This window comes from Rhodococcus sp. CX, assembly GCF_015865005.1.
In the GTDB taxonomy this organism is placed as follows: domain Bacteria; phylum Actinomycetota; class Actinomycetes; order Mycobacteriales; family Mycobacteriaceae; genus Rhodococcus.
This window is the reverse complement of the sequence record NZ_JADZGH010000206.1, coordinates 73,425-85,520: the sequence shown is the minus strand read 5'-3', so window position 1 is coordinate 85,520 and position 12,096 is coordinate 73,425. Positions and strand designations below refer to the sequence as shown.

The 12,096-nt window shown below is 70.7% G+C and carries 14 protein-coding genes and 1 riboswitch; of the genes, 6 read left to right on the top strand and 8 right to left on the bottom strand.

The window, feature by feature from the left end; genetic code table 11:
• The 4 genes from I0Q12_RS22545 to I0Q12_RS22530 all read left to right on the top strand — a co-directional run.
• The coding region (locus tag I0Q12_RS22545) for a VWA domain-containing protein (protein WP_197254898.1) at window positions 1-613 on the top strand (613 nt) is incomplete at its 5' end.
• Window positions 613-1,227, top strand: coding sequence for a cob(I)yrinic acid a,c-diamide adenosyltransferase (gene cobO / locus I0Q12_RS22540; RefSeq protein ID WP_197254896.1), 615 nt, complete (start codon window positions 613-615; stop codon window positions 1,225-1,227). The genes I0Q12_RS22545 and cobO, both read left to right, overlap by 1 nt.
• Before the next feature lie 7 nt (window positions 1,228-1,234).
• Complete coding sequence (locus I0Q12_RS22535) at window positions 1,235-3,607, top strand: cobyrinate a,c-diamide synthase (protein ID WP_197254894.1); 2,373 nt, start codon at window positions 1,235-1,237, stop codon at window positions 3,605-3,607.
• A complete protein-coding gene (locus I0Q12_RS22530; protein ID WP_197254892.1) occupies window positions 3,604-4,518 on the top strand; it encodes a cobalamin biosynthesis protein in 915 nt (304 codons plus the stop codon). The genes I0Q12_RS22535 and I0Q12_RS22530 overlap by 4 nt, the downstream gene beginning before the upstream one ends.
• 4 nt (window positions 4,519-4,522) lie before the next feature.
• On the opposite strand, the gene I0Q12_RS22525 is transcribed toward I0Q12_RS22530, so the two are convergent.
• Window positions 4,523-4,963, bottom strand: a complete 441-nt coding sequence (locus I0Q12_RS22525) for a DUF1801 domain-containing protein (protein ID WP_197254890.1) — start codon at window positions 4,961-4,963, stop codon at window positions 4,523-4,525.
• Between the two features lie 103 nt (window positions 4,964-5,066).
• Here I0Q12_RS22525 and I0Q12_RS22520 point away from each other — a divergent pair, with 103 nt between their 5' ends.
• Window positions 5,067-5,609: a hypothetical protein gene (locus tag I0Q12_RS22520; protein ID WP_197254888.1), complete on the top strand. Its 543-nt coding sequence runs from the start codon at window positions 5,067-5,069 to the stop codon at window positions 5,607-5,609.
• A gap of 21 nt (window positions 5,610-5,630) precedes the next feature.
• On the opposite strand, the gene I0Q12_RS22515 is transcribed toward I0Q12_RS22520, so the two are convergent.
• Genes I0Q12_RS22515 through I0Q12_RS22500 form a run of 4 tightly spaced genes read right to left on the bottom strand, consistent with a single transcriptional unit; the run spans window position 5,631 to window position 8,856 of the window.
• The gene (locus tag I0Q12_RS22515) at window positions 5,631-6,365 is read right to left on the bottom strand and encodes a cobalt-precorrin-6A reductase (protein ID WP_197254886.1); all 735 of its coding nucleotides are present in this window, start codon (window positions 6,363-6,365) and stop codon (window positions 5,631-5,633) included.
• Complete coding sequence (locus tag I0Q12_RS22510) at window positions 6,362-7,855, bottom strand: cobyric acid synthase (RefSeq protein WP_197254884.1); 1,494 nt, start codon at window positions 7,853-7,855, stop codon at window positions 6,362-6,364. Before I0Q12_RS22510 ends, I0Q12_RS22515 begins: the two co-directional genes overlap by 4 nt.
• A 3-nt stretch (window positions 7,856-7,858) precedes the next feature.
• A complete protein-coding gene (locus I0Q12_RS22505) occupies window positions 7,859-8,647 on the bottom strand; it encodes a CbtA family protein (RefSeq protein WP_197254882.1) in 789 nt (262 codons plus the stop codon).
• 14 nt (window positions 8,648-8,661) lie between these two features.
• The gene (locus I0Q12_RS22500; protein WP_197254881.1) at window positions 8,662-8,856 is read right to left on the bottom strand and encodes a CbtB domain-containing protein; all 195 of its coding nucleotides are present in this window, start codon (window positions 8,854-8,856) and stop codon (window positions 8,662-8,664) included.
• Window positions 8,857-8,912: 56 nt separating this feature from the next.
• Window positions 8,913-8,977, bottom strand: a riboswitch (cobalamin riboswitch).
• Window positions 8,978-9,057: 80 nt separating this feature from the next.
• Here I0Q12_RS22500 and I0Q12_RS22495 point away from each other — a divergent pair.
• The gene (locus tag I0Q12_RS22495) at window positions 9,058-9,603 is read left to right on the top strand and encodes a histidine phosphatase family protein (protein WP_197254947.1); all 546 of its coding nucleotides are present in this window, start codon (window positions 9,058-9,060) and stop codon (window positions 9,601-9,603) included.
• A 4-nt stretch (window positions 9,604-9,607) separates the two neighbouring features.
• Here I0Q12_RS22495 and I0Q12_RS22490 read toward each other — a convergent pair whose 3' ends face one another.
• From I0Q12_RS22490 to I0Q12_RS22480, 3 genes are all read right to left on the bottom strand, one after another.
• Entirely contained in the window at window positions 9,608-10,534 is a 927-nt protein-coding gene (locus I0Q12_RS22490) for a cation diffusion facilitator family transporter (protein ID WP_197254879.1), read from the bottom strand.
• An 88-nt stretch (window positions 10,535-10,622) separates the two neighbouring features.
• Complete coding sequence (locus tag I0Q12_RS22485; protein ID WP_197254946.1) at window positions 10,623-11,807, bottom strand: aromatic acid exporter family protein; 1,185 nt, start codon at window positions 11,805-11,807, stop codon at window positions 10,623-10,625.
• 4 nt (window positions 11,808-11,811) lie between these two features.
• A partial coding sequence (locus I0Q12_RS22480; protein WP_231611220.1) for a DUF3151 domain-containing protein occupies window positions 11,812-12,096 on the bottom strand: 285 nt, incomplete at its 5' end.

The following is a 12,096-nucleotide window of genomic DNA, read 5'->3' as shown; positions in this document are numbered from 1 at the left end:
GGCTGGGACCGCCACAAAGGCACACGGGTGGGAGCTGCGGCGGAAGGTGATCGAAGGCAAGGAAACCAACCTGGTGCTGCTGTGCGTCGACGCCTCCGGGTCGATGGCCGCGAAAGCACGGATGACGCAGGTGAAGACCGCGATCCTGTCGCTGCTGCTCGACGCCTACCGCCGCCGCGACACCGTCGGTCTGGTGACCTTCCGCGGTGAGGGCGCGCACCTGCTGCTGCCGCCGACCAACTCCGTCGACGTCGCCGCGGCCCGGTTGAGGGAACTGCCCGCCGGTGGCCGCACGCCGTTGGCGGAGGGCCTGGCCGAGGCCGCCGAGACCATTCGACGGCACCGTCTGCGCGATCCAGACCGGCGGGCGCTGCTCGTCGTCGTCACCGACGGTCGCGCCACCGCCGGGCCCGACGCCGTGAACCGTTCGCTCGCAGCCGCCGAACTCATTGCCGCACAGGGTATCTCCTCCGTGGTTCTGGACTCGGAGACCGGCCGGTTCCGGATGGGACTCGCACGACATCTCGCTGAACGTCTGGGTGCCGAGTACGTCGCGGTCGGCGACGTGCAGGCCGACGCCATCACCACCGCGATCCGAGGGAGAGCCGCCTGATGCCGAAGGGACAACCGATCGCGGTACCCGACGACGGTCTCACCACCCGGCAACGCCGGCACCGGCCGCTGCTCATGGTCAACACCGGCGACGGCAAGGGCAAGTCGACGGCCGCGTTCGGTCTCGCGCTGCGCGGCTGGAACCAGGGCTGGTCGGTCGCGGTCTTCCAGTTCGTGAAGTCCGCGAAGTGGCGGCTCGGCGAGCAGACCGCGTTCGAGACGCTCGGGGCGTTGCACGACGAAGACGGCACCGGCGGGGCCATCGAATGGCACAAGATGGGGTCGGGTTGGTCGTGGTCGCGCAAGGACGGCACCGAGGAGGACCACGCCGCCGACGCCCTCGCCGGATGGCGGGAGATCCGGCGCAGGCTCGAGGCCGAACAGCACGGGCTGTACGTGCTGGACGAGTTCACCTACCCGATCAACTGGGGCTGGGTGGACATCGACGAGGTCGTCGACACCCTCGTCCACCGCACCGGACATCAGCACGTGATGATCACCGGTCGCCGCGCCCACCCGAAGCTCGTCGACGCGGCGGACCTGGTCACCGAGATGACCAAGATCAAGCATCCGATGGATGCCGGGCAGAAGGGCCAGAAGGGCATCGAATGGTAGGCACAGCATGGTAGCCATACCGCGGCTGGTGATCGCCGCTCCCGCATCGGGGCACGGAAAGACCACCGTTGCAACAGGTCTCATGGCCGCACTCCGCGTGGCCGGTCACGTCGTGTCCGGGCACAAGATCGGACCCGACTACATCGATCCCGGCTACCACACCCTCGCCACCGGCCGCCCGGGCCGCAACCTCGACCCGCACCTCGTCGGCACCGACCTGGTCGCGCCGCTGTTCCTGCACGGAGCGGCCGGTGCCGATCTGGCGATCGTCGAAGGCGTCATGGGCCTGTACGACGGGATGCTCGGTACCGACGGGTTCGCCTCGACCGCCCACGCCGCCACGCTCCTGCAGGCCCCCGTGGTGCTCGTCGTCGACATCTCGCACGCGTCGCGGTCGATCGCGGCGGTCGTACACGGCATGGCGTCCTACGACCGGGGCGTCCGCATCGCCGGGGTGATCCTCAACAAGGCCGGGTCGCAGCGGCATTCCGACGAGGTGACCGCCGCGCTGGAACCGACCGGGATCCCCGTGCTGGGCGTCCTGCACCGCGACGACGGGATCAGCGCCCCGTCCCGGCATCTGGGGCTGGTGCCGGCGCAGGAGCGCGGCGAGGCGGCCGGGCAGCTGGACCGGCTCGCGGACCGGATCGCCGCGCACGTCGACCTCGCCGAGATCGTCCGGATCGCCCGCAGCGCACCGGATCTGCACGCGGAGCCGTGGTCCCCCGGCGCCGGCACGGAGGATGACGGTCCGGTCGTCGCGATCACCGGCGGTCGCGCCTTCACGTTCCGCTACACCGAGACCGAAGAGATGCTGCGCGCCGCGGGATGTCGCACCGTCGTGTTCGATCCGCTGCGCGACGAACAGCTTCCCGAGGGCACCGCAGGCATCTACCTCGGTGGCGGATTCCCCGAGGTGCACGCCGCGGACCTGTCCGCGAACACACCTCTGCGCGACCATTTGCGGAGTGCGATCACCGCCGGGGTCCCGACGGTCGCCGAGTGCGCGGGATTGCTGTATCTGTGCCGTGATGTCGACGGCGCCGACATGGTCGGGGTGCTCGACGCCTCCGCCCGGATGACGCCGCGCCTGACCCTCGGCTACCGCACCGCGATCGCGCCCGCCGACCACCTTCTCGCCGTGACCGGTACTCGCGTGACCGGCCACGAATTCCACCGCACCACCGTCGATCCCGGTACCGATCCGGCCTGGCTGCTCGACGGGCGACCCGACGGGTTCGCGACCGCGACGCTGCACGCGTCGTACCTGCACACCCACTGGGCCGGGCACCCGTCGCTCGCGCAGCGGTTCGCCGACGCCGTGCGCGACGCGACACCCGTCCCCGCACCCCCGCGCCGACTGCGGACGAAGGCCCCCGACCTGCATCACCACGGCGACCGCGAAGCCACCCCCGGGCTGGTGGACCTGGCCGTGAACGTGTCGCGGCGACCGCGTCCGGTCTGGCTCGACGACGCACTGCGCGCCTCACTCGACGAGCTGAGCCGATACCCGGATCCGAGTGCGGCCCGCGCAGCCCTGGCCGCACGTCACGGCCGGACCGCCGACGAGGTGCTGCCCACCGCCGGTGGCGCCGAGGCCTTCACTCTGATTGCCCGAGCGCGGCCCTGGCGCAAGCCGGTGGTGGTTCACCCGCAGTTCACCGAGCCCGAGGCCGCGCTGATCGCCGCCGGGCACACCGTGCACCGGGTCCTGCTGCGGCCGGAGGACGGTTTCGTGCTCGACCCGGTCCGCGTGCCCGACGACTCCGATCTGGTGGTGGTCGGCAACCCGACCAACCCCACGTCGGTGCTCCATCCGGCCGGGTCGCTGCGGTCGCTGGTACGGCCCGGGCGCGTGGTCGTCGTCGACGAGGCGTTCATGGACGCGGTACCGGGCGAACCGGAAACACTGGCCGGCGCGTTCGTTCCGGGACTGGTCGTGGTGCGGTCACTGACCAAGACGTGGGCGATCCCTGGGGTGCGGGCCGGTTACGTCGTCGGCGACGCCGCGGTGATCGGGGATCTCGCCGTGCACCAGCCGCCGTGGTCCGTGTCGACCCCCGCCGCGGCGGCGATGATCGCCTGCGCGTCGGCGCAGGCCACCTCCGAATCCGAGGCCATCGCAGCCGAGATCGCTTCTAACCGAGAGTTTCTCGTCGATCAGCTGAACGCGCTCAGTGTTCCCGTCGCGGGCGATCCCGCCGGACCGTTCGTGCTGGCGCGGGTTCCCGAGGACACCCGGGAGAAGCTGCGCGCGAGCGGGTTCGCGGTGCGGCGCGGCGACACGTTCCCCGGCCTCGGCGAGGACTGGATCCGCATCGCAGTGCGCGACCCGCAGACCACCGGGGCGCTCGTCGACGCGTGGCGGTCCATCCGATGAGGGCGGCGGGACTGGCCCTCGGATACGTGGCCGACCGGATCTTCGGCGATCCGCGACGCGGGCATCCGGTGAGCGGGTTAGGGGCGATCGCCCGCGCCACCGAACGCCGACTGTATGCCGACTCTCGCTGTGCCGGAACGTTGTTCACCGTTGTTCTGGTCGGTGGCGCCGCTGCGCTCGGCTACGCCGCCGACCGTGCCACCCGGCGACATGCCCTGTTGAACACGACGGTCACCGCCGCCGCGACATGGGCGGTGCTCGGCGGGCGATCGCTCGGCCGCGAGGCGTGCACCCTCGACGACCAGCTCCACCGCGGAGACCTCGCCGCCGCCCGCATCCAGGTGACCCATCTCGTCGGGCGCGACCCCTCGCAACTCGACGCCGACGGAATCGCCCGGGCCACCATCGAATCCGTCGCCGAGAACACCTCGGACGCGGTCGTCGCCCCACTGGTGTGGGGGGCGCTGCTCGGTCCGGCCGGACTGCTCGGATACCGGGCGGCGAACACCCTCGACGCCCGCGTCGGCCATCGCACCCCCCGGTTCCATCGGTTCGGCTGGGCCTCCGCACGTTTCGACGACGCCGTGAATCTCGTGCCCGCACGTCTCACCGCGCTGCTGGCGGCGCTGCTCGGCGACGACCCCGGGGCCGCGCTGCGCATCTGGCGGCGCGACGCGCACAAGCACCCGAGTCCCAACGCCGGGCCGGTGGAGTCCGCGTTCGCCGGAGCCCTCGGTGTCACGCTCGGGGGCGTCAACGTCTACCACGGGCGCGTCGAGGACCGCGGCACCCTGGGCGACGGCCCGCACCCGGTGCCCGGCGATATCGGCCGCACCGCCCGGCTCGCGGCGCGGGTCGGGGCCGGAGCGCTCGCCGTGGCCGTTGCCACGGCGCTCGCCGCCGGTCGGTAGATGCCTAGGGCCGGTGCTCCACCGTCGCCATGTGCCTGTACCCGATGCGGACGAGTTCGGTCAGCACGATCAGGTCGACGTCGGCGAGCTTCGTGATGTACAGGCACGCCGCACCGGTCTTGTGCTTGCCGAGGGTCGCGAGGAGGTCCGCAGCCCCCGGCGCGACGGTGAGTCCGTAGAGCGCAAGGTTCGTCTTCCGCGGGGCGAAGCCCACGGCGAGTGCGTCGCCTTCCCGGCCGCTGGCGTAGCGGTAGTGGTAGCTCCCGAACCCGACCATCGACGGTCCCCACATCACCGCCTGCTCTCCGGTCGCCTCGCTCATCAGGTCGAGCAGCGTCCAGGCGTCGGCCCGCCGGACCGGGTGCTCGACCGTTTCCAGGAATTCCGGCACGGACTGTGTGGTGGGTACGGACTGTGTGGTGGGTTTGGTCTTGTTCTCGGCCATGACCGCAGTCTTGCAGCAACACGGCTGCCCCCACGTGGCGAATCGGTGTAACGTTGTAATCAGTGCAACACGCACCTGCCGATCGGTCCCTGGGAGGACCATCATGACTAACTACAGGCGATTCGGCCGCCCAGGCGGCTGGCAGCAAGCCGACATCCCCGATGCGTCCGACGCGGCCGAATGGTTCGCCGGGCGACTACCCGACGACTGGTTCACCGGCCCCGCCGAGGTCGAGGTGGATCGGGAGGAGATCGTCGTCGTCGGCGCGCTTCCCCCACCCGACGAGAACAGCGACGCGACCGCGGACGGGCGCATCGCCCGCTTCCGGGAAACCACCCGCGGCGAGCGCATGCGTATCGCCGACGAGGCCGAGGCCCGCTACGGCCGGAAGGTCGCGTGGGGTGTCACCCTCGGCGATCGCCGAGTTCTGTTCACCCACTTGGCTGTTCCCGTGATGACGCGACTCCGCCAACCCGAACGGAAGGTCCTCGACACGTTGGTCGACGCCGGCGTGGCACGCTCCCGGGCGGATGCCCTGAGCTGGACCGTCAAACTGGCCGGGCAGCACAGCGAAGCGTGGCTCGCCGAGCTGCGGGAGGCGATGCGCAAGGTCGACGATCTACGCGCCGAGGGACCACAACTCTGACAGTTCGGCAACGCTGACAGTTCAGCGGCGCTGCACCCACGACACCGCAGCGGTGACGGTCGCGACCGTGTCGACCCCTTCCGGCACGGCGGGCCGGCGCACCACGATCACCCGCACCCCGAGTTCGGCCGCCGCGTCGAGCTTGGCGCGGGTGTAGGTGCCGCCCGAATCCTTGGTGACAAGGGTGTCGATGTGGTGTTCCCGCATCAGGTTTCGCTCGCCCTCGCGGGTGTAGGGCCCGCGGGTGCGCAGCACCGTCCATCGGGCCGGCACCTCGATGTCCAGCGGGTCGACGACCCGCACCAGGGTCTCGTGCCGGGCGAGCGGACCGACGAATCGGTGCAGGGTCTGGCGTCCCGTGCTCAGGAAGACGCGGTCGCCGCCGGCGGCGGCCGTTGCCGCTTCGTCGTGCCCGTCGACCCACGTCCACGTATCGGATCCGGCGGTTCCCGCCCAGCCCGGGCGTGCGAGCCGCAACAACGGGACACCCTCCCTCATACACGCCGTCACCGCGTTCGCGCTGATGCCGGCGGCGAACGGGTGGGTGGCGTCGACGACGGCTTCGATCGCGTTGTCCCGCAGAAACTTCTGCAAGCCTTCGACCCCGCCGAAGCCCCCGATGCGGACCTCCCCGACCGGCAGTCGCGGGTCCGTGACCCGACCGGCGAGGGAGGACACGAACGCGGTGCCGTCCGATTGCAGGTGCTCCGCGAGCGCACGGGCCTCGCCGGTTCCGCCCAGGACGAGGACGGTCACGCCAGGACCCCGGTCAGCGTGGGCAGTCGCGACCTGTCCGACAGCATGCCCAGCAGACGATCGACGTCCACGTGCTGCTCGATCAGATCGGCCAGCACCTCGAGCCGCGCCTCCCGTTCGACCGGGAAACTCACTGCGCCCGTGCGCACCCGACGACCGGCCGCCCTCGCGACCTCCCGCAGCCAGGCCGCGCGCAGGGCGTCGCCCTCGAGACTGCCGTGCCACATCGTGCCGAACACCGACCCGGATCGGGCGCCGCCGAGGAACTCCTCGCCGCTGCCGACGGTGATCCGCCCGTGGTGGATCTCGTACCCGGACGCGGGGACACCGAGCGCCGACCCCGCCGGCAGCCGCAGCGCCTTCTCGCGCGCGAAAACAGTACGCACGTCGAGCAACCCGAGCCCCCGAGCAGATACCCCCGCAACCCCTTCCACACCATCGAGGTCGTCGATCACCGCGCCGAGCATCTGGAACCCTCCGCAGATCCCCAGAATCGCGCCGCCGCGGTGGGCGTGGTCGAGCAGTGCGACGTCGAGCCCCCGCGACCGCAGCCATGCCAGGTCGGCGAGGGTCGCGCGGGTACCGGGGAGAATCACCGCGTCGGCGCCGGCCAGCGCCCGCGGATCGTCGACGAACCGCACCCGCACGTCGGGCTCGAGGCACAGCGCGTCGACGTCCGTGAAATTGCTGATGTGCGGCAGCATCACGACCGCCACCGTCAGCGAGCCTGCGCCGTCGTGGGCGGGACGCGACGTCAGCGCCAGCGAATCCTCCGAGTCGAGCCACAGGTCGCGCTGCCAGGGCAGCACGCCCAGCACCGGGCGGCCGGTGAGCTTCTCCAGCGAGTCCAGACCCGGGCGGAGCAGCCCTACGTCGCCGCGGAACTTGTTGATCACGAAACCGCGGATCAGCGCCTGGTCGTCGGGGTCGAGCAACGCCAGCGTGCCGTACATGGAGGCGAACACACCTCCACGGTCGATGTCGCCGACCAGGATCGTCGGCATCCCGCCGTGCCGGGCCAGTCCCATGTTCACGTAATCGTGTGCACGCAGATTGATTTCGGCGGCGCTACCCGCACCTTCGCAGACGACGACGTCGAAACGGGACCGCAGGTCGTCCAACGCCGCGAACGCCGCCTCGGCGAGATGTTTCCGGCCACCGGCGAATTCACCGGCCTGGAGACGACCTGCCGGTGCACCCATGACGACGACGTGGCTGGTGCGATCGCTGCCGGGTTTGAGCAGCACCGGATTCATGGCGGGCTCGGGGGTCGCGCGGGCGGCGACCGCCTGGATCCATTGGGCCCGGCCGATTTCGGCGCCGGTGCCGGTGACCGGATCGACGGTGACCATGGAGTTGTTGGACATGTTCTGCGCCTTGAACGGCGCGACCGCGAGTCCGCGGCGGGACAGGGCCCGGCAGATCCCGGTGGTCACCACGGACTTTCCTGCGTCCGAGGTGGTTCCGGCGACGAGCAGACCCTGTCCCATCGGTCAGGCGACCGCGGTGCGGCGATCGGCGCGTTCGGTCAGGAACGCGAAGGCGACACCGAGCCCGGCCCACAGCGTGGCCTGCACGGCGAGGGACGAGATCCGAAACTCCCACAGCAGCGTCGCAGGGAAGTCGTCGGAGACCTCGTCGATCGCCGGCAGCACCAGGTAGCCGAGGACCACGACGGCGAGGAAGGCGAGCACCGGCGCACCGAGGCGCACGGTACACAATTCCTGCGCGGCCAGCGTCTTCCGGACGATCACGGCGACCGCGACGGCCACGAGGCCGAGCACGACGGCGGCGAGCCACAACCAGGTGCGCTGGGCGATCGTCTCCGGATCGCCGACGGCGGGCGGATTCGCCGGGTACTCGAAGAACGGAACCGCCTCGATCGCGACCCAGCCCAGTGCCGCCGTCGCCAGTGCCAGCGACCATCCGGACAGCGCGGAGTGCCTGCGAGCGAAATGCAGTACGGACGCATAGATTGCGCCGAGCGCGAGGCCGGCGAGGGTGGTCGCGAGGAACAGGCCGGCCTTCTGCCCGGTGCGGCCGACCAGGGCATCCTCACCGTGGCTGTGGCCCTGAGCTTCTGCACTGTCGTGCGGGTGCCGGTGATCCGCTGCCGCTTCCTCGAGGGCGATCGCCGCCTCGACGTGCGGTTCGCCGACGACGAAGGCGACCGACCCCGCGAGCAGGCCCGCGACGAGACCGGCCAGCAGGCCGCGCAGCAGGAGCTGAACGAAACTGCCGGTCAGCGGAAGGGACTTCGATTCGGTTGTGGCGGGGTGCATCGATCCACCCGCGCTCAGTGGCACGGCAGACCGAGCAGGTGCCGGCCGTCGTGCATCAGTTCGTGCATGAACATGCCGCTGCGGGAGATCGCGCCCTGATCGAATCCGACCAGGTAGAGCACCACGAATGCGAACAGGATCGTCGCGGTGACGGCCGCGGCGAGCGCAGCGTTGCCCAGCGACTCGTCCGGAAGATGAACGACAGCCATGAAAGAGCCTCCTCGGGATTGACGCGTCCCATCGAAAAGGTCACGCGCCGAGGGAGTTTTCTGGCTCCCGGACCATCGGCCCGGTCACAGTGGCGCGACCGCTCCGGTTTCCCACCGGATTGCCTGCACCTCGACACATGCGTACGCCGAACAATTGCACTGCGCCACCGCGCATGTCAAGCGGAAGACCGTTGTGGTCGAATATCGCTCGTGTTGCGCCTGCTGCTGTTGGCCCACGCGTCCACCGACGCGCTCGCGGACGTGCGCTTCCCCGCCGACGACCCACTGTCCGATCGGGGCCGGCGCGAACTCCGGCGCGTCCACGCGCCCGCCGTCGACCACACGCTGAGCGCACCGGAGCGGTGCACCGTCGAGACCGCAGCTGCGCTGGGGATGTGCGCGGAACCGGACGCGGCACTGCGGGAACTCGACTACGGCACGTGGACGGGCCGGCCGATGTCGGCGGTGCCCGAGGCCGATCTCGCGGTCTGGCTGACCGATCCGCATGCGGCGCCGCACGGCGGCGAATCGATCGCGACGCTGCTCGACCGAACCCGATGCTGGCTCGACACGATGGCGGGCAGATCGGGCCGGTGGCTGGCGGTGACGCACCCGTCGGTGGTGCGGGCCGCGACGGTCTGTGCGCTGGGAGCTCCGGTCTCGGCGTTCTGGCGCGTCGACGTGCGGCCGGTGAGCATCACCCGGCTGCACGCCCGTGACGGCAGGTGGACGCTGCGGCTGACCTGACCGCCTACCAGGTGACGTCGTCCTCACACCGGCGTCCGTCGACGACGGTTTCGATCTGCACGGTCGCGTGGTCGAGGCCGTGGCCGGACAGCACGGTGCGGGCGGAGTCGAGGACCCATCGGGAGTCGTGGTCGCTGACCAGGTGCACGGTCGCGACGTCCATTCCGGTCGTCAGAGTCCAGACGTGCAGATCGTGGACGCCGGCCACGCCGGGCAGGGCCGCGAGGTCCGCGCGGACCGCGTCGACGTCCAGGTGCGCCGGCGACGCCTGCGTGAGGATCCGCAGCGAAGCAGCGGCCAGCTTCAACGCGCGCGGCACGACCCACAGCGAGATGAGCACGCCGACGACGATGTCCGCGTAGTCCCAGCCGAAGCCGATGATCAACGCACCGGCGATCAGGACGCCGACGCTGCCGACCGCGTCGGCGAGCACTTCGAGGTAGGCGCCGCGGACGGCGAGGCTGTCCTTCGCGTCGCTGCGCAGCAGGTACATCACCACGAGGTTCGCGGCGAGTCCGGCGGCAGCGGTGAGGATCATCGCCAGCCCGGGCAGTTCCGGGGTGTCACCGATGCGCTCGATCGCCTCGTAGAACACCCAGGCCGCGACGGCGAGCAGCAGGACGGCATTGGCCATCGCGGTGAGCACCTCGGCGCGGTGCCAGCCGAACGTGCGGGCTGCGGCGGTGCTGCCGCGTCGTGCCAGCAGGAGCGCGACCAATCCCATCGACATGCCGACGACGTCGGTGAGCATGTGCCCGGCGTCGGCGAGCAGCGACAGCGACCCGATCAGCAGGCCGACGGTGGCTTCGAGGATCAGGAATCCGACGAGGATGCCGAGCGCGATCGCCATCCGGCGGATCGTCGTCCTGGAAGGACCGACGCCGCCGTTCTCGCGTCCCACTCCGTGTGAATGCCCGTGACCGGCCCCCATGACTCTCCCTCCGAATCCCGGACAGCATATGCACACATGCGCATGTATTCAATACTCCCGCTGTGGGGGACGGGAATCCGTCACCCGGTCAGGCCGGAAATCGGTTCCCGTCATCCGAGGTGGGACGGGGTTCGGGGTCGTAGTCGCTGACGAGCTCGGGACGATAGGCGGGAGTGTCCGTGGTCGGCGGCAGGGTCGCGATCGCGGAGATGCGTTCCATGCCCGCGGCCTGCATGAGGTCGACGATCAGTGAACGCAACTGCGCGAACACCACCGTCGCGGACAGGCCGGCACCCTCGATCAGTTCCGGCCTCATCTTGCGGGCGACGCTGCGCAACACCCGCGCGGCCTCGGCCTGATCGGGTTGATCCCCCGGCTCCGCGAGGATCATCTCGCGGAGTACGTCGAGGGCTTTCGCGATGTCCTGGATGCGCTGAACGAGCCGAGGGTCGAGGATCTCGTCGTCGCGCACCAGCGACAGCGACCGCCGGGCCAGGACCCGGATGTTGCGCATCGCGTTGTCGATCGGATCGGCCGCCGCCGTCAGCCGTTCGAGCCGGGGTTTGGTGTTCCAGTACAGCGGGGAGATCCGGCTGATCTCCCGGCCACCCTTGAGGTGGGTGCGCATCCCGTCGATCGCCGGCTGCGTCGCGCGGGCCTGCTGCAGCGCCTCGTCGATCGGCTTCGGATTGTTCTCCACCAACCCGGCCTCGACCTTCCACAGCACGTCCCTGGCAGTCGCCAGGATCCCCGCCGCGTCGCGCCGCGCGCGGCGAACCGGGTGGGTCGGCACCATCGCGACCACCGCGATCCCGACGAGGCCGCCGACCAGGGCGTCGACCATCCGGTCGATGCCCCCGGTGCCTCCGGGCGGGATCAGGGTGGCGACCAGCACCGCGGAATTGCCGGCCTGCATCGCGAAGATCACGCCACCGTTGATCAGTACCGCCGTGGACATGGCCATCACCACGACCAGCGCGATCTGCCAGGGACCGCTGCCGATCATCGAGATGATCAGGTCGCCGACCCCGATGCCGATCGTGACGCCGCAGACCAGCTCCACCGATCGCCGCAGCCGCGCGCCCAGGGACAACCCGAGGGACACGACCGCGGCGATCGGTGCGAAGAAGGGACGCTCGTGCCCGACCGGACCGGTCGCCACCCACCAGGCCAAACCGGCCGCGAGCGCGCACTGGACGATCGGCAGAGCCGACCTGCGCAGTCTCGCCGCCGGTCCCCGCAGGCGGCGGCGGATCTCGGTTCGGTCGAGCAGGCGCCTATTCGACGCCGAGCTCACGAGCGGCCCGCGGATCGCAGTCCTCGAGCAGGTCGAGGCAGCGGGCGTGCTCGTCGGTCTCGCCGATCGCCTGCGCGGCCCGGGCGAGAGCGGCGACGCACCGCAGGAATCCGCGGTTCGGTTCGTGCTCGAACGGCACCGGGCCGAAGCCCTTCCACCCGTTGCGCCGCAGCTGGTCGAGGCCGCGGTGGTAGCCGGTGCGGGCGTATGCGTAGGCGGTGATCGTCTCGCCACGCTCGAGCGCGGCCTCCGCCAGGTACGCCCA